This window comes from Myxococcus sp. CA040A (assembly GCF_013336725.1).
Classification (GTDB): domain Bacteria; phylum Myxococcota; class Myxococcia; order Myxococcales; family Myxococcaceae; genus Myxococcus; species Myxococcus llanfairpwllgwyngyllgogerychwyrndrobwllllantysiliogogogochensis.
On sequence record NZ_JABUMR010000003.1, the window covers coordinates 126,486 to 146,664 of the forward strand.

The 20,179-nt window shown below is 67.4% G+C and carries 15 protein-coding genes and 1 CRISPR repeat array; of the genes, 7 read left to right on the top strand and 8 right to left on the bottom strand.

Going from position 1 to position 20,179, the window contains the following annotated elements; translation table 11 throughout:
• The first annotated feature begins 360 nt into the window (after window positions 1-360).
• Genes cas3 through HUA75_RS46645 form a run of 5 tightly spaced genes read left to right on the top strand, consistent with a single transcriptional unit; the run spans window position 361 to window position 6,302 of the window.
• The gene (gene cas3, locus HUA75_RS12825) at window positions 361-2,529 is read left to right on the top strand and encodes a CRISPR-associated helicase Cas3' (protein WP_254627554.1); all 2,169 of its coding nucleotides are present in this window, start codon (window positions 361-363) and stop codon (window positions 2,527-2,529) included.
• Window positions 2,530-2,548: 19 nt separating this feature from the next.
• On the top strand, window positions 2,549-3,214 hold the full coding sequence (cas5c, locus tag HUA75_RS12830) for a type I-C CRISPR-associated protein Cas5c (protein ID WP_174486574.1): 666 nt from the start codon (window positions 2,549-2,551) through the stop codon (window positions 3,212-3,214).
• A complete protein-coding gene (cas8c, locus tag HUA75_RS12835) occupies window positions 3,211-4,956 on the top strand; it encodes a type I-C CRISPR-associated protein Cas8c/Csd1 (protein WP_174460680.1) in 1,746 nt (581 codons plus the stop codon). The genes cas5c and cas8c overlap by 4 nt, the downstream gene beginning before the upstream one ends.
• Window positions 4,957-4,995: 39 nt before the next feature.
• The gene (gene cas7c, locus HUA75_RS12840) at window positions 4,996-5,910 is read left to right on the top strand and encodes a type I-C CRISPR-associated protein Cas7/Csd2 (RefSeq protein WP_174486575.1); all 915 of its coding nucleotides are present in this window, start codon (window positions 4,996-4,998) and stop codon (window positions 5,908-5,910) included.
• Window positions 5,907-6,302, top strand: a complete 396-nt coding sequence (locus HUA75_RS46645; protein ID WP_254627555.1) for a Dna2/Cas4 domain-containing protein — start codon at window positions 5,907-5,909, stop codon at window positions 6,300-6,302. The genes cas7c and HUA75_RS46645 overlap by 4 nt, the downstream gene beginning before the upstream one ends.
• A gap of 14 nt (window positions 6,303-6,316) precedes the next feature.
• Window positions 6,317-8,340: direct repeats of the CRISPR family, unit length 37 nt; unit sequence GTCGCTCCTCGTGACCGCGAGGAGCGTGGGTTGAAAC.
• Between the two features lie 777 nt (window positions 8,341-9,117).
• Here the strand turns inward: HUA75_RS46645 and HUA75_RS12850 are convergent.
• From HUA75_RS12850 to HUA75_RS12885, 8 genes are all read right to left on the bottom strand, one after another.
• Window positions 9,118-10,911 (bottom strand): trypsin-like serine protease, encoded by a 1,794-nt coding sequence (locus HUA75_RS12850; RefSeq protein ID WP_174486576.1) that lies wholly within the window; start codon window positions 10,909-10,911, stop codon window positions 9,118-9,120.
• A 171-nt stretch (window positions 10,912-11,082) separates the two neighbouring features.
• Window positions 11,083-11,769: a YqiA/YcfP family alpha/beta fold hydrolase gene (locus tag HUA75_RS12855; protein WP_174486577.1), complete on the bottom strand. Its 687-nt coding sequence runs from the start codon at window positions 11,767-11,769 to the stop codon at window positions 11,083-11,085.
• Between the two features lie 101 nt (window positions 11,770-11,870).
• Window positions 11,871-12,221, bottom strand: a complete 351-nt coding sequence (locus tag HUA75_RS12860; RefSeq protein WP_141640456.1) for a calmodulin — start codon at window positions 12,219-12,221, stop codon at window positions 11,871-11,873.
• Window positions 12,222-12,363: 142 nt separating this feature from the next.
• The gene (locus HUA75_RS12865) at window positions 12,364-13,641 is read right to left on the bottom strand and encodes a reverse transcriptase family protein (protein ID WP_174486578.1); all 1,278 of its coding nucleotides are present in this window, start codon (window positions 13,639-13,641) and stop codon (window positions 12,364-12,366) included.
• A 165-nt stretch (window positions 13,642-13,806) separates the two neighbouring features.
• Window positions 13,807-15,450, bottom strand: coding sequence for an SWIM zinc finger family protein (locus HUA75_RS12870; protein ID WP_174486579.1), 1,644 nt, complete (start codon window positions 15,448-15,450; stop codon window positions 13,807-13,809).
• Window positions 15,447-17,348 (bottom strand): gliding motility protein, encoded by a 1,902-nt coding sequence (locus tag HUA75_RS12875; RefSeq protein WP_217446063.1) that lies wholly within the window; start codon window positions 17,346-17,348, stop codon window positions 15,447-15,449. Before HUA75_RS12875 ends, HUA75_RS12870 begins: the two co-directional genes overlap by 4 nt.
• A gap of 106 nt (window positions 17,349-17,454) precedes the next feature.
• Window positions 17,455-18,048, bottom strand: a complete 594-nt coding sequence (locus HUA75_RS12880) for a porin family protein (protein WP_141640460.1) — start codon at window positions 18,046-18,048, stop codon at window positions 17,455-17,457.
• Between the two features lie 74 nt (window positions 18,049-18,122).
• Window positions 18,123-18,281 (bottom strand): hypothetical protein, encoded by a 159-nt coding sequence (locus tag HUA75_RS12885; protein WP_174486581.1) that lies wholly within the window; start codon window positions 18,279-18,281, stop codon window positions 18,123-18,125.
• Between HUA75_RS12885 and HUA75_RS12890 the strand changes: the two genes are divergently transcribed.
• Complete coding sequence (locus HUA75_RS12890; protein WP_174486582.1) at window positions 18,280-19,455, top strand: AAA family ATPase; 1,176 nt, start codon at window positions 18,280-18,282, stop codon at window positions 19,453-19,455. The genes HUA75_RS12885 and HUA75_RS12890 overlap by 2 nt on opposite strands.
• 368 nt (window positions 19,456-19,823) lie before the next feature.
• Complete coding sequence (locus HUA75_RS46650; protein ID WP_254627626.1) at window positions 19,824-20,177, top strand: hypothetical protein; 354 nt, start codon at window positions 19,824-19,826, stop codon at window positions 20,175-20,177.
• Window positions 20,178-20,179 lie beyond the last annotated feature (2 nt).

A 20,179-nucleotide genomic window follows, 5' to 3' on the forward strand; every position in this document is an offset into this window, starting at 1 on the left:
GCGCGTCCGGTCTGTCTGGGCAAGCAGGCAAGGGCCCGGCGGGACGGTGGAGACTGGCGAGCAGGGCAGGCATGGGAGCTCGAGGACGTGGCTTCTCCGTCAGTCGAACTGGACGCAGTGATCTGATGGCGCGTCCATACCCCCTGGGGAGTAGAGACGACCCATCAGGGTGATGTCATACCTCGGGCAGATGTGAGGAATTGACCGCTCCGTGGGCAGCGCGGTGGCGATAAGTCATTGGTGCTGTACGGTGCTTGAGATGACCTGGGAGGTTCGGCCAGGTCATGGGGGATGGCGATGGCAGAGAATGAACCGCCGCGCGTCATGACGGCAGAGCCGCTCGCTCATGTCACGGAGACGATGCGCCCGCATCTCCTGCGTGAGCACCTGGAGGCTGTCGGGAGTCTCGCCGAGGAGTTCGCGCCTCGCGAGGACATGAAGGTGCCAGCGCTCGCGACAGGGCGCTGGCATGACCTGGGTAAATACAGACGTCACTTCCAGTTCCGCATCCGGAAGGAGAATGGCTTCGAGGCGCACCTGGAGAATGTGGATGCGTCGACGGACCGAGACCATGCGACCGCCGGGGCGTTGTGGGCGCTGGGCGTGGACCGCGGTCTGCTTCCCGTGGCGATGGCCATCGCGGGACATCATGGGGGCCTGTCGGACCTGGAGAAGTTCAAGGAGCGCGTCGGACGTCCGGAGAAGAAGGCACTCCTCCAGGAGGCCCTGACCCCGGGCATCCCCGAGGACCTTCGAGTGTCTCCGGCGGGGCTGTCCGTCGCGCCCCTGCTGAAGCTCCCGCCGCACCGGCTCGAGTTCTGGACGCGGATGCTCTTCTCGTCACTCTGTGATGCGGACTTCCTCGACACCGAGGCGTTCTTCGATGCCACCCGTGGCACGGAGCGGCGGGTCGGCGTGACGCTGGAGCAGCTCGCCACCCCGCTGCACGCCTTCATGGACAAGAAGCAGAGTGGAGCGCCGGACACGGAGGTGAACCGCGTTCGTCGTGAGGTGCTCTCCGCCGTGCTCGCGACGGCGCCGAGTCCTCCGGGCGTCTTCAGCCTCACCGTGCCCACGGGCGGTGGGAAGACGCTCGCGTCCATGGCCTTCGCGCTGGAGCACGCCCGTGCCCACGGGCTCCGGCGCGTCATCGTCGCCATTCCCTATACGTCCATCATCGAGCAGAGCGCCGCCGTGTACCGGGAGGCATTCGGTGCGCACGGAAGCGCGGTCATCGAGCACCACTCCGCGGTGGATCCGTTGCGTGAGACGGCACACAACCGGGTGGCCAGCGAGAACTGGGATGCGCCGGTCGTCGTCACCACCACCGTGCAGCTCCTGGAGAGCCTCTTCGCGAACCGTCCGTCGGCGTGCCGCAAGCTGCACAACATCGCTCACAGCGTCATCGTGCTCGACGAGGCACAGACGCTTCCGCCGGCGCTCTTGACGACCATCCTGGATGGTCTGGGCACCCTGGTGGAGGACTACGGCTGCTCGGTGGTCATCTGCACGGCGACGCAGCCCGCGCTGGGACGGCGGCCGGATTTTCCGATGGGGTTCCCAACCGTTCGGGAGCTGGTGCCGCCAGAGGTGCGCGCGTTCGAGCGCCTGCGCCGCGTGAAGGTCCAGTGGCCCAAGGGACGGGAGAAGACCTCCTACGCCGAGCTGGCCGAAGCCGTGGCGCGAGAGCGGGACGTGCTCGCGGTGGTCCACAGGCGTGACGATGCGCGTGGGCTCTATGAGCAGGTGGAGGCCCTGCTGGGGAACCCTGGGACGACGTTGCACCTGTCCGCGCTGATGTGTCCGGAGCACCGCTCGTCGGTGCTCGCGCGAATCAAGGCACTCAAGCAACGCGGCGAGCCCGTGCGACTGGTGGCGACCCAGTTGGTGGAGGCGGGAGTGGACCTCGACTTCCGTGTCGTCTACCGGAGCATGGCGGGATTGGAGGCGCTCGCGCAGGCGGCGGGGCGGTGCAACCGCGAGGGCCTGTTGGAGGGGCTCGGGGAGCTGCGCGTCTTCGAGGCGGAGACGGAGCCTCCTCGTGGAGTTCTCCAGACCGCGCTGGGCGTCGCCAGGACGATGCTGACGCAGCGGCCGGACCTGGACCTGTTCGCGCCCGAGAGCTTCAAGCGCTACTTCGAGCGGCTCTACGCCACGGCGGTCAGTGACGGCAAGGGCATCCAGGACATGCGCAAGGCACTGCGCTTCGAGGCGGTCTCCGAGCACTTCAAGCTCGTGGAGGACACGTGGAGCGCTCCCGTCGTCGTGCCCTACGCGGGCTGCGAGCCGCTGCTCGACGCGCTTCGGAAACTGGGACCCTCGCGAGACCGCTTGCGGGCCTTGCAGCGCTTCACGGTCACGGTGCCGCGCAAGGTGCGCGAGGCGTGGGTGTCGCGCGAGCTGGCGCGGTTCGTCGCGGACACCGTGGTGTTTCTCGGGCCGGAGCATGGCCCCGCGTACGACGAGAAGTTCGGCCTGGTGCCGACCCGGGTGGGGATTCTCGACCCGGGAGTGCTCATCCCCGGTTGATGGACTTCTGGAGGTGTGGATGAAGACAGCAGCGAGCAGACGGTTCCGCGTGCGTGCCAGCGGGCCGATAGCGTGCTTCACGCGGCCGGAGATGAAGGCCGAGCGGGTCAGCTACGAGGTCATGACCCCCTCGGCGGCGAGAGGCGTGTTGGAGGCCATCCTCTGGAAGCCGGCGATTCGTTGGCACCTCCACGAAATCGCCGTCCTGAAGCCAGTGAAGTGGACGAGCTTTCGCCGCAACGAGGTGAACGACCGCGCGGTGGTGGGGAAGTTCGACTACGCGGCGGACGAGGACCGCTCGCAACGCAACACGGTGGCGCTGCGTGACGTGGACTACGTCATGACCGCGTCCTTCACCCTGGTGCCCGGCAAAACGGGCGCCGAGGACAACGTCCGCAAATTCGAGGAGATGTTCGAGCGGCGATTGGAGAAGGGACAGTTCTTCCACGCACCGTACCTGGGGTGCCGCGAGTTCGACGCCCGGGTGGCGCCCGCGGGGGAGGACTTGAGTCCCTCGGAAGCGGGGCTGGGGCGCAGACCGCTCGGGCTCATGTTCTACGACTTCGCCTTCGGTGACGCGGGCGCGGCGACTCGGCCCCTGTTCTTCGACGCGTACCTGGACCACGGCGTGCTCCAGGTGCCGACGTGGGAGCAGGTGCTGGAACGCAATGGAGGTCCGTCATGATGCTCACTGCGCTCAACGACTTCGCTCGGGAGCGTGGGCTCCTCGATGACCCGCTCTATGAGACGAAGGCCGTGGACTTCCAGATTCGGCTGAGTCCGGAGGGGAAGTTCCTGGGGTTGGTGCCCACGCAGGATGAGCGCGGGAAGGGGCTGCCCGTGTTGATTCCGCGCATTCCCCAGCGCTCGGTGAACATCGCGGCGGGCTTCGTGGTGGACAACTCGAAGTACGTGCTCGGGCACGAGAAGGAGGAGGAGCCCTCCGCGCGCGCGGGAAAGGCGGGGAAGGGCGCGGTGCGCTTCGCGGCCTTCTTGAAGTTGCTGCGGGAGGCCGTGGCCCAGACTGACGTGCCCGAATTGCGCGCGGTGGAGGCGTTCCTCGCGAATGAGAAGGCGCGCGCGAAGGCGCTCGCGGAGCGGCCCGAAAACGAATGGACCGGGTCGGAGATGCTCGCCTTCGTCGTCGGGGATTCCGTCACACCCGTGCACCAACTCCCGGAGGTCCGTGCGTGGTGGGAGCGGCGAAGCGAGCAGGCGGCGGCGCTGGGGCGCACGGGACTGTGCCTGGTGAGTGGCAGGAACGCGGTGCTCGCGGAGACCCATCCCAAGCTCAAGTACATTCCCCAGACGCAGGGAGCGGGCGCTTCACTGGTGTCCTTCAATGCGGATGCCTTTGAGTCCCATGGGCTGGAGCAGGGGGAGAACGCCCCCATCTCCCAACAGGCGGCGCTGGGGTACGTGCTCGCCCTGAATGACCTGCTGCGCAGGTCGGAGGAGCGCCGTTATCGACAAGGCATCCAGCTCGGTGAGGACTCGGTGCTGGCGTTCTGGACGAACAGCAACGCGGAGCAGGAGAGCCTGCTGCTCAACTGGATGGACCCGACGGAAGAGGGCCTCCGACGCTTCCTCGAGGCTCCCTTGCGTGGACTGGAACCTGGGGACCTGGACGAACGGAACTTCTACTCCGTGACGCTCGCGGGAAACTCAGGCCGAGTCGCCGTGCGCGACTGGTTCCAGACGAGCGTCGGTGAGGTGAAGCGGAACATCCGTCGCTACTTCGATGACCTGCGCCTGGGCGAGGCGAAGCCGGACCAGCCCATCCCCGTGTGGCGACTGCTCAAGGCCGTGGAGGCGCCGTCGGGCAAGGGGCTGTCACCGGACCTCGCCACCCGGATGATGGGCGCCGCGCTCCGAGGACATCCGTTCCCGCGTCAGCTCCTCTCCGCATCCCTGGACCGGCTCCGGCTTCCCCCTGCTGACGGGAAGCTGGAGCGCGAGCAACTCCGTCTCCGTGTCGCGCTCATCAAGGCCACCCTCATTCGCAGTCATGCTTTTTCTCAGGAGGTCACCGTGTCATTGGACAAGAACAACCGGCTCCAGCCGTACGTCCTGGGCCGTCTCTTCGCCGTGCTGGAGCGCTTGCAGGCCGTGGCGCTGGGGAGCGACCTCAACTCCACCATTCGGGACCGCTACTTCGCCTCGGCGTCGCGCACGCCCGCGCTGGCCTTCTCCCGACTGCTGCCGCTCTCCATCCATCATGCCGCCAAGGCGGGTGACGAGGGCAGGTGGCTGGAGCGGACGAAGGCCGAGGTGATGGCCCTGGTGGAGCCCGACTTCCTGCCCAGCGTCTTCGACCTCAACGCGCAGGGCCTCTTCGCGGTGGGCTACTACCACCAGCGCGAGGCGTTTTTCTCCAAGCGCACGCCCTCCGAGCCCAAGCCTCCGAAGGAAGAGTCCGCCGACTGACCTCGCTTCCGCTTCCACCCATTCCAGAGAGAGAACGCCATGACCGAACTCAAGAACCGCCACGACTTCGTCCTGCTGTTCGACGTCCAGGACGGCAATCCCAATGGTGACCCCGACGCGGGCAACCTGCCGCGCATCGACCCGGAGACGGGCCACGGGCTGGTGACCGACGTGAGCCTCAAGCGCAAGGTGCGCAACTTCATCCAGCTCACCCAGGAGAAGAAGCCGGGGTTCGACATCTTCGTGAAGGAGAAGGCCATCCTGAACGTGTCCATCAACGACGCGTACAAGGGACTGGGCATCGACCTGAACGAGAAGCCCAAGGTGGAGAAGGACGGCAAGAAGCGCGACAACAAGGGAAAGGCCCAGGGCTCGGAAGTCGAGCAGGGGCGGGTTTGGATGTGCAAGACGTTCTTCGATGTCCGCACCTTCGGTGCCGTCATGTCCACGGGCGCCAACGCGGGACAGGTGCGCGGACCGGTGCAGCTCACCTTCGCGCGGTCCGTGAGCCCCATTGTCTCTCAGGAGCACTCCATCACTCGCATGGCCGTGGCCACGGAGGCCGAAGCGGAGAAACAGGGCGGAGACAACCGGACCATGGGGCGCAAGAACACCGTGCCCTACGGGCTCTATCGCGCGCACGGCTTCATCTCGCCGCACCTCGCGAGGCAGACCGGCTTCAACTCGACGGACCTGGAGCTGTTGTTCAAGTCCTTCGCGAACATGTTCGAATTGGACCGCAGCGCCGCGCGCGGACTGATGTCCATGCGCAAGGTCATCGTCTTCAAGCACGGCTCCGAGCTGGGCAATGCACCCGCGCATGCCCTGTTCGACCGCGTCCGGATTGCTCCCGTGCAGCCGGAGAAGCCCGCTCGGGCGTTCACGGACTACTCGGTGACGGTGGACACAGCGAAGCTGCCCGAGGGCATCGAGGTGATGGACCTGGCGGGATGAGCGACACCCGTGAGACGTGGGTAGCGCTGTCCGCCCTGCAGCACCTGCTGTTCTGCGAACGGCAGGCCGCGCTCATCCATGTCGAGCAGTTGTGGCGGGAGGATGTGAACACCGCGCTGGGTCGGCTGCTCCATGAGCGGGTGGACCTTCCCGGTCATGACGCCCGGCCGGGCCGCCGTGTGGCGCGGGCGGTTCGGCTGGGCTGCTCGCGGCTGCGACTCACGGGCCGCGCGGACCTGTGCTGGTGTGGGCTCCGTCGGAGGTTCGCGCTCTTTGAAATCACCAATAGTCTTCAGAGGTTGCGCGGGCTGGGGAGCCGCCGACTCGGGCTGGGTGACTCGAGTGGAGCCAGGTTCGCGCGAAGCGGCTGGATTCCCTTGGAGTTCTGGTAGCTTGGGAGGGCAGAGTCGCTCCTCGTGACCGCGAGGAGCGTGGGTTGAAACCCGACCAACGCGTTGATGGCGACCTTCGCCCACGGTCGCTCCTCGTGACCGCGAGGAGCGTGGGTTGAAACGCGACACCATCTTCCCCGCCAGCGCCGGGTCATCGTCCAGCCCGTGGTCGCTCCTCGTGACCGCGAGGAGCGTGGGTTGAAACCTCGCGTCGCGGGTGACGGTTGAGGCGCCGCCCCGTCGCTCCTCGTGACCGCGAGGAGCGTGGGTTGAAACTTCCGCGCGGCGGAGAGCGCCGGCCTGGAGTCGTCGCTCCTCGTGACCGCGAGGAGCGTGGGTTGAAACCAGCGGCGGTGGTGGTATTCCGGACCCGTCTCGCAGTCGCTCCTCGTGACCGCGAGGAGCGTGGGTTGAAACATGAACGCCGTACGCTCTGGTGCACGGACTGGGTCGCTCCTCGTGACCGCGAGGAGCGTGGGTTGAAACGAGTGCACACCGCGCGTTGTCGAGGCTCACTCGTCGCTCCTCGTGACCGCGAGGAGCGTGGGTTGAAACCGTGCCCGTCTCAAACCCCGACGAGTGCGGCTTGGTCGCTCCTCGTGACCGCGAGGAGCGTGGGTTGAAACTCGGTGTCGGCCTGGAGCTTCGCCAACTCGGCCGCGTCGCTCCTCGTGACCGCGAGGAGCGTGGGTTGAAACAGGGACGTATGGCTCGCGAACCGTCACCTGGGGGTCGCTCCTCGTGACCGCGAGGAGCGTGGGTTGAAACACCTACATGCGATGGGACGGGGTGAGGTGGCAGTCGCTCCTCGTGACCGCGAGGAGCGTGGGTTGAAACACGGTGGATGAGTGGCGCGCGAAGGCCGGCCTCCCAGTCGCTCCTCGTGACCGCGAGGAGCGTGGGTTGAAACCTTGAGGTACGACCCCGTGCGCCAGAGGCGGTCGGTCGCTCCTCGTGACCGCGAGGAGCGTGGGTTGAAACAAGGCATCCGTTCCGCTTCGCAGCGGCGTAGACGTCGCTCCTCGTGACCGCGAGGAGCGTGGGTTGAAACCAGGACGGCGCGCCCTTGGAGTTCTCCTTCCAGTCGATGTCGCTCCTCGTGACCGCGAGGAGCGTGGGTTGAAACTTGTAAGGGTGTGCCCCGCCAAGCGCTAACGTGGTCGCTCCTCGTGACCGCGAGGAGCGTGGGTTGAAACCATGGGTTGGACGATGACCCGGCGCTGGCGGGGAAGACGTCGCTCCTCGTGACCGCGAGGAGCGTGGGTTGAAACACGCGGGGAGGTGTTGGTGTATGGGTCCGCGGAGGTCGCTCCTCGTGACCGCGAGGAGCGTGGGTTGAAACCTCGGCCATCGCCTGCAATGCCTCCCACGCGCAGTCGCTCCTCGTGACCGCGAGGAGCGTGGGTTGAAACCTGTCGGTGACGAGGCGGATGTAGGCGAGAAGTCGCTCCTCGTGATCGCGAGGAGCGTGGGTTGAAACTGGTACAGGCGTCCAGCACCACCACGCAGCGGCGTCGCTCCTCGTGACCGCGAGGAGCGTGGGTTGAAACTCATGGCTGTCATTGCTGCCCTGATGTTTGGTGTCGCTCCTCGTGACCGCGAGGAGCGTGGGTTGAAACTGGATGTCGCAGCCCTTGAAGATGGCCTGCGCGGTCGCTCCTCGTGACCGCGAGGAGCGTGGGTTGAAACGCCGGTGTGAAGAGGTACTCGGCATCCCGGGGTGTCGCTCCTCGTGACCGCGAGGAGCGTGGGTTGAAACCTCTTGGCCATTGCGTCCCGGCCACGCACGTCCGTCGTTCCTCGTGGCCGCGAGGAGCGTGGGTTGAAACTCCGAAATTTGGCGGTGCTGGGCTGACTGCTGGTCGCTCCTCGTGGCCGCGAGGAGCGTGGGTTGAAACACAGCGCCGAGAGCACGGGCCTATGCGGTGCCGTCGCTCCTCGTGACGGTGAGGAGCGTGGGTTAAAACCAGAAGTAGTAGTCGACCGTCGACTTCGGGCCTTGTCGCTCCTCGTGACCGCGAGGAGCGTGGGTTGAAACTCCGCGAGGTAGCGGCCGAAGCCCTCGCACACCGTCGCTCCTCGCATGGGTTGAAACGGTCTGGTCTCGCTGGAAGGACGGCGTGACGGTCGCTCCTCGTGACGGCGAGGAGCGTGGGTTGAAACCTCATCCCCACGGGGATGACCCCGAACGGGACGAGCCGCTCCTGGTGACCGAAGGGAGCGTGGGTTGCAACGAGGTGCCACCAGAGCGGGACGGTGACACTCAACTCGTTGCTCCTCGTGACCGCGAGGAGCGTGGGTTGAAACGTCGAGAAGGTCATCGCCGCGCTCAACGCGCGGGTCACTCCTCGTGACCTCAAGGAGCGTGGGTTGAAACACCGTGGCGAACGGCGCGTCGTCCGGATGCTCCAACTCGTGGTGTCGGTCCGCGTACCCTTCAGTCAGCACCTTCATCGTGTATGTCCCATGGGGCAAGGATTCGAAGACGAAGCGACCTTGCTCATCCACGAGGGCCCTCACTTCGCCAGGCTCCGTCGGGCTGACCTTGTCCACGGCGCCCGGATGGGCTGGCCCTCCTTGTTCCTCGCCGTGCCGTTGAACGGGCCGAGGGAGTGGAACTCGATGTGGACCCCGGTCTCCGGGAACTCTTCTTCCAGCGTCACACTCGCGCTGCCTCGTTTGCGCGAGGTGCTCGCCGCTCACCCGGGGCCATGCCCTTGCCTCAGGAGTCCGTCCGCCTCCGCCCTCATCCTCCTGAGGGTTCGAGAGGTGGCCGGACTCCCGTGGCCTGCTCCGGCTGGAATCGTCCCGCTGGTCAGAGATTGGCGGCGAGCATATCGAGCAGCGCGCGGACCTCGAGCTGTGCCGTGCAGTCGACAAGCCAGTCATTGCTGTCCGCCGTGGGGCCGCATCCATCGACGTGCGTGCTCAGCGTGCCGAGATGATGGAGTGCCTTGTCGAACTCGCCTCGCTGCGCGAACCGCTCGACCTGGGCGAGGTGAGCGGCGATCGAGTTCCGATGGCCTGGTGCCTTGAATGCCGAATCTGGGAGGGCGGTGATCGCCGCTTCAATCCACTCGGTGTCCCTCCCGTCAATCACCCCGTCCCCATCCGTGTCCGCATTCAGCGGATCGAGTGCGTGCGTGACCTCAAAACCGTCTCCAAGCAAATCGTTATCCGTGTCGGAGTCGAGCGGGTCCGTCCCGTAGGTCAGGACCTCCTGGCCATCGGTCAACCCGTCATTGTCCGAGTCGGAGTCGAGCGGATTCGTCCCGTAGGTCAGGACCTCCTGGCCATCGGTCAAGCCGTCGTTGTCCGAGTCGGAGTCGAGCGGATTCGTCCCGTGGGTCCGGATCTCCTGGCTGTCGGTCAACCCGTCATCGTCCGAGTCGGAGTCGAGCGGATTCGTTCCGTAGGTCAGAACCTCCTGGCCGTCGGTCAACCCGTCATCGTCCGAGTCGGCGTCGAGCGGATTCGTCCCGTGGGTCAGGACCTCCAGGCCATCGGTCAACCCGTCGCCGTCCGTGTCTGGCAGTAGGGGATTGGTGAGATGGGTCTGGACCTCAGCCGCGTCCCCGAGCCCGTCACCGTCGGTATCCGCGTTGCCTGGCGCGGTTCCTCTCAGGATCTCTTCGCTGTCGAGGAGACCATCGCCATCACTGTCTTCGCACGCGTCACCAACCTGATTGCCATTCCAGTCCTCCTGACCGGGATTCGGCGTGCGGTCACAGTTGTCGTGAGCCGCTTGAATGCCATCCTGATCCTGGTCACCTGCTCTGAGCATGAAGAAGTCGCGTGCGGTATTTTCGCCGCCGACCCAGAGCACGGGCCCCACGACATCGTCGCTACCGTCTCCTCCCGAACCCCGGTTCGTGGCGAAGACCTCATTGGTTCCACCCCAGAAAATGGGTGACCCTGAGTCTCCTTGGCAGCTCGACGAGTCGTCGTAGTCATACTCTCCGTAGAGCATGCCGCCATTAGCGGGGCAGTGACCATTACCGAGACCCGACTCCAGGAATAGCTGTGTGGCTCCTCTGTCGAGAGTCGCAGGGGTCGCGTCCTCGTCATGACACTCGTCCTCGCCGGTGAGGCCAGTTCCGACCATCATCACACATCGATCCGCTCCATCACATTCTGGCTCATCCGCTGTCGCGGCCTTGATGGCGAGCGGCCTCATGACGTTGCGAGGAACCGCGTTGGCCGGGTCGAAGACCAGCACGACGATGTCCGCGCCCCAGCAGCAATCATCTTCATTGGTGGGACAGGCGTCGCCCTCTGGATGAATGAAACCCCCGGTGGAGCGGCCAAGGTTCTTCAGAGCGTTGAACTGGGGATCTGAGGAGTTTCGTTGCGATGTGTCGTAGGTCCACCCGATGAAATCTTTGGCGTTCGCGAGACAATGCGCACTCGTCGTCAGCGTATTGCTGGATGACAACCACGCCGTGCAGCGCCCTCCTGCCCCAGTGATTCGGAGGACCTGCGGGTGGGCGCCTGCATCGTCTGCCCAGTCATCCCCGTCGCGATAGATGTCGCTCTCGCTTCCTCTGTCATTCTCCTTCAGCGTTGACTGCTCACCGCCACACGAAGCCAGGGAAGCCGCAATCGCCACGAATAGAGGTCTGTGCATGGTAAGGGCGCAGTAGACTGCGCGGGCTCGCACGCTGACACTCGAAAGGCCAGATTTGTCAGACAGTCATCGTAGGGTACTCAGTCCCACATGTGTGGCCTGGGCAGCCGCGCTTCAATCCTGTGCCAGGCCTACCCAAAGCCAGTCACTGCGTCACGCCCCCCACGGCCGCAGGAACTCCTCCGACTCCGCGAGGATGCGGGGCAGGGACGCGGTGAGCTCGTGGCCGTCCTCCACCTCCACCATCCGCACATGCCTCCGTCCCCCCGCCCACTGGCGCGAGTAGCGGATGTCACAGGTGTCGTCCGCCTTCCCGTGAATCAACAGCGTCGGCACCCGCACGTCCGGCCAACCTCCCGTGCGGGCGTCCACCGCCTCCGCATCCTCGATGAACCCCGAGTGGATGCGCACCTTGCGCTTCTCCGCGAAGTCGTCCGTCTCAATCCAACCCGACGTCTTCCAGTGTCCCCACGCCGCCTCACCCATCCGCTTCCGCAACTGCGGAACCACATGGAACGCCGGCGCCAGCAACACCAGCCCACACACCCTCGCATCCTCCGCCGCGATTCTCGCCGCCGTCAGGCCTCCCAGGCTGGAGCCGAACAGCACCGCCCGGTCCTCCTTCTCCCCCAGCGCCGCACGCACCGTCTCCAACATCGCGCTCAACCGGAGCTGCTCCATCGAGGGCACTCGCAGGTTCAGCCTCGCGACGTGGTGGCCTCGCGCCTCGAAGTGCCTCGCCACGGCCACGCCCTTGGCCGAGTCGGGCCCCGACGCGAACCCATGCAGATACAGCCAGCGCGGCGCCACCGGCCCCGGGACAGACGGAAGGTCACTCATGACCACCCACTGTACCGTCAGGCCCGCATCCCCTCGGGGCCTCACCCTCGGACCGCGTTAGCCGCGCTCAACCGAGGCATGAGGCCCGTCGAGGCCGCTCGCTACTTCACTTCACGCGTGAGCCTGGAATCCCAGGGACACCAGTGGTTGCCCGGCAGGAACGCTCCCCCTGCCTCATCCAGGTGGTCCTCCACGTACACCATGTTCGCATCGCAGACCTCGATGGCCATCGAGAAGAACCGGATGGTCGTTGGGTCCAGATGGAACGAGAACTTTGGATTGTACGGCTGCGTCCTCTTGATGATTCGTCCATGCACATGGATCTCGTTGCTCTCCTCACCGGAGATGATCTTCCGTGCATGGTTGATGGTCTGGTCGTCCGTCAGCTCGATGATGAACTCGGTCCCAGGTGAGCTCTGCTGCGTGAATGCGAAGCGGGTGGCAGTCGCCATGGCGCAACTCCTGTGAGGGTGGGGCGCCCGATGTAAAGGGTCACCTCCTCAACCCACAAACCGCCCGCGCGCCCCGCAGTGGAAAACCTCTCAGTTCCATGTGCGGGGTTGCGAAACCACACACCTCAATCCGTCCCCAGGCTCACCCACCCCGAGGCTTGCGTCGCCTCGCGAGGCGAGCCGCCTGCTCGGGATTCAACATCCCCACATACGCCAGCATCCCGTCGATGCGCGCACCGCGCTTCGCATCCCCACCATCCCGGTCCTCCTGGTGAATCATCGCGCGCAGCTTGCGCCGCTCCTCCCGCGACAACCCCAGCTCCTCGTTCACCGTGACGCCCGTGACTCGCTGACGCCCACCCCGACGCATCACGCGCGTCTTCTCGCGGTTCACCTCGAAGCCCTCTTCCCGTACGTACTTCGCGGCCAGCGCCCGCACCTTCTCCAGCGCCCCCAGGTCATCCCCTGAGAACGTCAGGTCATCCGCGTAACGCGTGTACGTGTACCCATACCTGCGCGAAAGGCCCGCCAGCCTCCGGTCCAACCGCGTCAGCACCGCGTTGCACAGCCCCGGACTCGTCGGCGCACCCTGCACGCAGACTCGCGGCCCCACCGGCACGTGGAACACCGTCCCCTCCACCTCCACCGGCTGACGCTCCGCCTCCGTCATCAACACCGCCAGCGTCGCCGCCACCGGATAGCCATACCCGAAGGCCAACAACAACCCGCGCACCCGGTTCACCGTCACCGATGGAAAGAAGTCCTTCAGGTCCAGCTTCAATACCACCCGCTTGCCCACGTGCGGCGCCGCCCCCGTCTTGATGGAGCGCCCCGTCACGAAGCCGTGCGCCTGAGCACTCACCGGCAGCTTCGACACCAGCACCGCCAGCAACCTTCGCTGCAGCGCCTTGAGCCTCCGCTTCGGCGCATGCAACAGCCGCACTCCCCCCGAACGCTTCGGCACCGAGAACGTCACGTAGTGCGACACGCGCTCCCGCGCCCGGTGCGTCGAGTAGTGCCGCAACTGCCCCACGGAGATACGCAGCGCCGTGGCCACGTCCTCCTCCGTGCGCCACACCGGCAACCCGTACCGCGCGAGCTGCGCCTCGTCCGGCAGCAAATCGCGCACGTTCCGGTTCCGCGTCCGGAATGCCGTGGAGAAGAAGCGCCGCGCCTCTGTCGCCGCGAAGAGCCGCTTGCGCTTCCGCGTGTAGACGCGCTTGCCCTTGGGCAACAGCCGCGCGTCCCGCAGAATCTGTCGCAGGTGCCCGGGCTTCAGCGGCCCCGACGTGGCCACCGTCTCGCGCACCACGTCCGCCGGACGGCCTCTCGTGTCTCGCTCGGATGCATCCAACCGCGCGACGTCGCGGGTCACCGGCTTGGGGGAGAAAAGCCCCTTGAACCAATCGAGCCAGCTCATGGTGCTCCGGGAGGGGCCAGGGGACGACCTGCGAGGCGCTGGACCCGGGGTTCCCTGCGTTCCGTACGCTGGGACCCTGGAGAAGAGAAGGAGACAGAACACCGCCGCGGCGAAACACCACGGCACCGACGGCTCATCCGCGAGCCCGGGCCCTTCCCGAGAGCATCACCGGTTATCGTCATCGCCGCCGTCCTCGTCAAGCGCCTCGGTGTCGTCCGCCTCGTCCGTGTCGGCGTCCTCGTTCCTGGGTCGCCGCGCCGCCGCTCCCGTCGTGCTCACCGCGAGCGCCTCGGCCGAAGACGGCACCGAGCTCGCCAGCTCCTTGCGCCGCGCCTTCGCCAGCCGAAGCAACGCCAGCAGGTGCGCGCACGGCCCCTGGTTCATCAGGTGCTCGCGGAAGTACTCACAGCCGCACTTGCCGAAGAGGAGCCGGTCCTCGTCGTTCAACACCAGCTCCACGCCCTGCTGCGGCCCCACGTGCCCGTGCACCACCCAGTCGCGGTGGACCACCTCGCGCACCACCGCGCCCTCGGGCGTCGGCAGCTTGCGCACCTTGCGTGTCTCGCGCGTCGTCTCCGACGTCACCTTCACCGCGTCCGCCGCCACCAGGCGCTCGGCTTCCTCGCGCCGCACATCCGGTGGATACAGCCGGCCCAGGTTCACGGGCGTGGCGAACAGCTCGCGGTGCCGCCAGTGCCGCGCCTCCACGTCGAACACCGCCCGCCCCGCCGCGCACTGTGTCGCCAACGCCTCCGCCGCTTGCGCCTTGCTCACGCCCAGCGCCCGCGCGACCTCGTCCGTGGAGGCGTGCACGCGCTCACGCAACAACCCGAGCACCCGCTCCGTCAGCTCGCTGTCCTGCCCCGGCTCCAGCAGCAGGTCCATCCCCGCCGTGCCCGTCCACCGGTTCTCCGTCCACCCCGACAGCCCGAGCACGAAGCGCACCCCTGACCCCAGGTGCACCCCGTAGAAGTGCGGCAGTGCCCGGCCCTTCAGGTAGATGTCCACCTTGTCCGCGTACGGCAGCAACGGCTCCAGCAGCCGCAGCCGCCGCCGACCCCACGTGCGCACCGTGCGCGGCTCCGTGGAGCCATGCGTCGCGCCACGCAACGGCACTTCATGCTCCCACGGCTCCAGCACCAGCTTCGCGTCCTGACCCGGAGTGAGCACGTAGCGCAGCGCCCGGGGAGACATCTTCGCCTTGGTGAAGGTGAGGTAGCGCACCGCCGATAGCAGGTCCACCGGCCTCACCGTCAGCTTCGTGCCCGGCATCGCCATGCCGCCCTGGAGCTGGAGGAAGCCTCGCACCCACGCGTCCGGCACCTCCACCTTCTGCTCGAAGCGTCCTCCCGCGCCCTGCGTGCGGACCTCGAAGCCCTCCGCACCCACGCGCAGGTGTGTCTCCCGGCTGGAGCGCATCTCCGCCAGCGCCGCCCACAGCCACGCGGTGAAGTCCACGTTGGTGGTGCCGCAGCGCACCTCGCCCTCGGGCGCGAAGCAGCTCCGGTCCACGATGACCATTCCGTACGAACTCTGGTCCTGACTGAACGCCTCGAAGAAGACGCGGTCCGGGTGCACGGTGATGATGGGGTCCATCAATCCCCCCATCCACTCCGAGCTCCACTCGTCCGATTGCCAGATGAGCTGCCCGAGCGCCTGGAGCGCCAGCCGTATCGGCAGCACGTCCTTCGCCACCTTCGCGTGGAAGCGCACCGGCCGATGCTGGTCCGCCGACAAGCCCAACAGCGCGCGCTCCCGCGTGGACTCGAAGACCGACGGCGTCGCGTAGAGGAGGTCGACCACCGTCATGACAGGGCCTCCTTCGTGGACGCGGAGAAGACTCGCGGAGTCTCCGACGGGCCTCGCAGCTCCGGCCAGCGCGTGAGCACCTTCGCCAGCAGCTCCACCAGGGCCTCCTTCGGATAGCGCTTGTCCGGCAGCGCGAAGGTGTCTCGCATCCGGGGCAGCAACATCCTCGCGGCCTCCACATCATGCAACGCCGCGTTGGCCAGCGCGGCGAAGGCCGCGTGCCGCGTGCGCCGGTGCAGGGGCCTCAGCAGCGTGGCCTGGAGCAGGTCCAGGTTGAGCATCGCCAGCGCCCTCGCGCGCGGCGAGTCCCGCCCCAGGAGCCGGAACGCGAGCGCCTGCACGTGAATCTGCGGCGCCTCCAGCAGGTCCCTCACCGCCAGCGGGTCCGCCAGGTAGAAGTCATCCGAGCGCTGGAAGAACAGCCGCGTGAGCCGGTTCCGCATCAGCAGCCGGTCGAAGTCCCAGATGGAGAACGCGGGCACGGCGCCCAGGGCGTTGGCGGCTCGACGCGCGAACACGCCGCCTTCCTTCGGCAACTTCTCGTAGTGCTCGGCCAGCGCGTCCAGCACCCGCGTCCACTCCTTCTGGCGCTTGTCCGCGCCATGTTCGGGCACGAACTGCGTGGCGGCGCGGCTCGCGATGAAGTCCAGCAGCTCCTCATCGCGCTGCTCCAACGCGCGCGCCACCAGCTCCGGGTAGGCCGCATGCCAGCCAGAGGCGACGTGCATCCGGAAGGGGCCGCGCATCAGCTCCGGGAAGCGCTCGTACATCGCCACCGCCGTCGCGTCCTTCAGCGGCAGCACCCTCGCGAAGCCCAGGCCGGGCAGGTTCCATTCGGCGCCTGCCCCCGCCACCTGGAGGAGCCGCCGCCGCGCCACGGGCTCGTCCCGGTCCGCGTCCTTCACCAGCTTGCGCACCTCGGTGTCGAACGTCTCCTCCGTCGAGGAGGTGCGCAGCGCCGCCGCCCACACGTCCTCCCAGCCGCGCACCCGACACAGCTCGAGCAACTCCGGCAAGGCCTTCGCGTTCTTCACTCCATGGATGCTCGTCCTGCCGGCCCACCTCGGGAACACCGAGCGCAGGTTCTCCAGGACATAGGGCACCACGTCGCGCCCGCGCTTCTCCACCAGCTCCACGAAGACGTGGGCCGCCATGGTGGGCGCGAACTCCGGATGGTGCTCGCCCAGCTCTCGCACCAGCGCGTCCGGCGCCTTCACCGACTCCGTGAGTGCCATGACGTCCCGACGCCACGTCTCCTCGGACACCAGCCGGCGATACACCGTCCACGCCTGTTCCGTGTCGCCCCTGGCGAAGAGGCGCTCCCGATAGGTGCCCCACATCGGAAGCGGCTTCTTCGACGGGGACCAGGTGTTCTGCGTGAAGGGCAGGTGTTGACGGATGAAGGGCCGCGCCGCCTCCGGGTCCACCGCGTCCAATTCGAGCGCCGTCGCCTCATCCAGCCGGAGGAGAGGTTGCTCCACCTTGCTCAACTCGAGGTGCCGCGCGCCGCGCGTCTTCGCGCCCCGGAAGCGTCGCGTGACGTCCTCGCGCCACACCGCCTCCTGCAGCTTGCCCAGTCCCTGCAGCTTCCAGCCGTACAGCTTGCGGAACACGGCCACGTCGTCGGCGCGGTCCGCGTCCGACAGCCACGTCTCCAGCGCGGCGGCGTACTCACTCTTCCACGGGTCGAACAACTTCCCGCTCGCCGTGACGTTGACCGGCACCAGCCAGGAGAGGATGAGCGGACGGAAGAGGACGCGGTCCCTCACATGCAGCGCCGGTCCCCACAGCCAGGGGAAGCTCTGGAAGCGGGGCCGCCGGGCCAGCGACTCCAGCTCCGCGCGAAGCTCCAGGTCCGACTGTCTTCGCGCGAGGGCGCTCCGGATGGCGGCTTCCATCTCCCGCGCTTCGCGTCTCGCCCTCTGCTCCCAGCTCTCGCTCACCCCTGGTTTTCTACACCGGCCGAGTCAGGCCGCGCACCAGGACAGTTCGCCCGGCGGTGCCTCAGAAGCGCAGCACCGGGCCCACAATCACCGACTGAATCAGCTTGGCGCACTCGTCCACCGAGTCCCGCGAGAGCTTCACGTCACAGAACTGGAAGGCCGTGGCGGCGGAGATGCCCCAGTGCTCGCTGAACCAGCCATCCACGCCCAGGCGGAAGGCCATGCTCGTGGTGTCCACGTTCTCCCGCAGGAAGTTGCCCATCGCGTCCGGGGTGAAGGTGCTGCCCCAACTCTTCGACAGCCGCGCGCCCACCCAGGGGGTGATGGGCTTGTCCCGGAAGAAGCGCAGCCGCGCCTCGATTCCCACCGCCTTGTAATCCAGTTGCGTGCGCTCCAGCCGGTTGTCCCTCGCCGCGTCGCGCAGCTCCGTGCCCCACGTTTCCGAGACTTCGGCCAGCAGCCCCAGGGACAGCCCCGGCGGGGACTCCACGCCCAGGTAGGCATGCAGCGCCGGTCCCTTCGCGCTGAAGTCACTCAAATGGTCCAGGGAGATTCCCGCGCCCAGCGAGGCATGACCATTCCAACCGTCCGCCACCGCCTGGGTGCCCACGCCCAGCACGCCCACCAGCGCCACCCACTTCGACACCTTTTTCATGGAGGCCAGTCTATGTCCGACTCGCGCCCGGAGCATGAAGTGGGACTCCGTGTCATGAAGCCAACCGCCCTCCGTCACGGGAGGACGCCCCGCTCCCGCGCCCGCCCCCGGCCTTCACCGTCGACGAGCAGGCGTCCCGGCACCGCGAGGCCGGTGGACGTCCGCTGGTATTCCTTCAAGGGGGGTGGGTGCTCTTCGCGCCGGCGGAGTCCGGCGGTTAGGCTTTCGTTCATGTCCGTCACCTTTGAAGCCGCGGCCACCGCCGTCCGCGACGCCCTCTCCGACGCGGGACAGGGGCTCGTCGAGCGCGAGGCCATGGTGGAGCTCATCGCGCTGTCCGCCGTCGCCGGTGAGCACCTGCTGGTCATCGGTCCCCCCGGTACCGCGAAGAGCGAGGCCGTGCGCCGCACCGCCCGCGCGCTGGGGGGCTCCTACTTCGAGTACCTGCTGGGCCGCTTCACCGAGCCCTCCGAGCTGTTCGGCCCCGTGGACCTGCGCAAGCTGCGCGAGGGCCTGGTGGAGACGGAGACCTCGGGCATGCTGCCGGAGGCGGATGTCGCCTTCCTCGACGAGGTCTTCCTCGGCTCCACCGCCATCCTGAACACGCTGCTGGGCCTGCTCAACGAGCGCACGTTCCGCCGGGGCCACACGCGCATGCGCTGCCCCCTGCGCGTCTGCGTGGGCGCCGCCAACGCGCTGCCCGAGGATGAGTCGCTCGCCGCGTTCGCGGACCGCTTCCTGGCGCGCATCTTCGTCGAGCCCGTGCCGGACCCGCGCCTGGAGGACCTGCTCGCGGGCGGGGCCTCGCTGTGGGGCGAGGGGACTGGACGCCGCGCCTCCCTGGCCGCGCTGGATGTGCTCGCACAGGCGGCGCGCGAGGCGGACCTGGCCCCCGTGCGTCCGCATCTGGCCCACGCGCTGCGCTCCCTGCGCGCGGCGGGGCTGTCGCTGTCGGACCGGCGCGCGGTGAAGGTGCAGCGACTGGTGGCCGCCGCGGCCGTGCTCGCGGGGCGCTCCGTGCCGAGCACCGCGGACTTGTGGCCGCTCGTTTACGCGGTGCCGACGAAGGAAGGACAGGCGCTCGCGCGGGACGTGCTGCGGGATTTGCTCGCGGCGACGGAGAACCCGGCGCTCTCAGCGGCGGCGTTGGAGGCCAGCGCGGGGCCGTGGGCTCGGGCGCAGCGAATCGCCCAGGCGGGGCAGGTGCTGCTCGCCGAGCGCCCGGAGGAGGCCGAGGCCTTCTCCGCGTGGCGGCTCAAGCTGGAGGGCGTGGCGCGGGAGATGGACGCGAGCTTCGCGCCCGAGTTCCTTCCCGAGGACCTCAAGGCCTTGCGCGCGGGGCTCACGGAGGCGCTCGCGCTCGCCGCACCGGTGCCCCTGGAGGCTCGTCAGGCAGGGCTCTCCTGACGGGGTGTCGCGCGGTGATGGTGAGGGACGCGTCAATGAATTGTCGGTCCTCAAGACCATTCCTTCGACCCCACCCGCGTGACTCACGGTCTACGCCCTTCGTTCGGGAGGGGTGTTGGGCCTTCACGGGAGGACGTGCCCCGAGACATTTGCGCGGGAGTGGACAAAGACAAGCCCTGCGAGGGGTACCACGCAGTCCGTCAATCGCTGACGGACACGCCTGTTGCCGCAGCCAGCACAAGCCAGTACAAGACACGCCGTTTGGCGCGGAAAAGACTCACAGGCACAAATCCGTCGCGGAGGCCGCGCCGTCAATCCGTGTCAGCCCGTGACGCTACGCTTCGAAGACTCTTGAGGGGGAAGGCACCATGGTGTTGGTGGATGTGTGGGAGGAGCACCTCGACGAGGAAGCCTTCCGGTGGACGCAGTGGGAGCGAGCGCTGGTGGCCCCGGACTTCACGTTGGAGGAAACGGCGAAGCGCGAGGAGCGCTTGCTGGCCCACCTGGATGCACTGGAGGAAGAGGCCGCGCTCGACACGGTGGTGCGTCCCCCTCCGCATGTACGTCGCCGGCGAAGGCCTGGGAGACGCGGGGCCGGTGCGGGCCCCATCATGCTGGGCGTGGCACTACACCGCGCGCGCTGGCGTCAGTCTGGCGCACGCAAGACACTGATCTACGGCAGTGCCGACAATGGGCGCGTGGGGGCTGCGTCGTGGAGATGATT

Excerpts from the sequence above, each read along its gene's own strand:
- cas3 (WP_254627554.1), top strand. The coding sequence starts at position 361 with ATGCGCCCGCATCTCCTGCGTGAGCACCTGGAGGCTGTCGGGAGTCTC.
- cas5c (WP_174486574.1), top strand. The coding sequence starts at position 2,549 with ATGAAGACAGCAGCGAGCAGACGGTTCCGCGTGCGTGCCAGCGGGCCG.
- cas8c (WP_174460680.1), top strand. The coding sequence starts at position 3,211 with ATGATGCTCACTGCGCTCAACGACTTCGCTCGGGAGCGTGGGCTCCTC.
- cas7c (WP_174486575.1), top strand. The coding sequence starts at position 4,996 with ATGACCGAACTCAAGAACCGCCACGACTTCGTCCTGCTGTTCGACGTC.
- HUA75_RS46645 (WP_254627555.1), top strand. The coding sequence starts at position 5,907 with ATGAGCGACACCCGTGAGACGTGGGTAGCGCTGTCCGCCCTGCAGCAC.
- HUA75_RS12855 (WP_174486577.1), bottom strand. The coding sequence starts at position 11,769 with ATGAGTGACCTTCCGTCTGTCCCGGGGCCGGTGGCGCCGCGCTGGCTG.
- HUA75_RS12860 (WP_141640456.1), bottom strand. The coding sequence starts at position 12,221 with ATGGCGACTGCCACCCGCTTCGCATTCACGCAGCAGAGCTCACCTGGG.
- HUA75_RS12865 (WP_174486578.1), bottom strand. The coding sequence starts at position 13,641 with ATGAGCTGGCTCGATTGGTTCAAGGGGCTTTTCTCCCCCAAGCCGGTG.
- HUA75_RS12870 (WP_174486579.1), bottom strand. The coding sequence starts at position 15,450 with ATGACGGTGGTCGACCTCCTCTACGCGACGCCGTCGGTCTTCGAGTCC.
- HUA75_RS12875 (WP_217446063.1), bottom strand. The coding sequence starts at position 17,348 with ATGGAAGCCGCCATCCGGAGCGCCCTCGCGCGAAGACAGTCGGACCTG.
- HUA75_RS12880 (WP_141640460.1), bottom strand. The coding sequence starts at position 18,048 with ATGAAAAAGGTGTCGAAGTGGGTGGCGCTGGTGGGCGTGCTGGGCGTG.
- HUA75_RS12890 (WP_174486582.1), top strand. The coding sequence starts at position 18,280 with ATGTCCGTCACCTTTGAAGCCGCGGCCACCGCCGTCCGCGACGCCCTC.
- HUA75_RS12885 (WP_174486581.1), bottom strand. The coding sequence starts at position 18,281 with ATGAACGAAAGCCTAACCGCCGGACTCCGCCGGCGCGAAGAGCACCCA.
- HUA75_RS46650 (WP_254627626.1), top strand. The coding sequence starts at position 19,824 with ATGGTGTTGGTGGATGTGTGGGAGGAGCACCTCGACGAGGAAGCCTTC.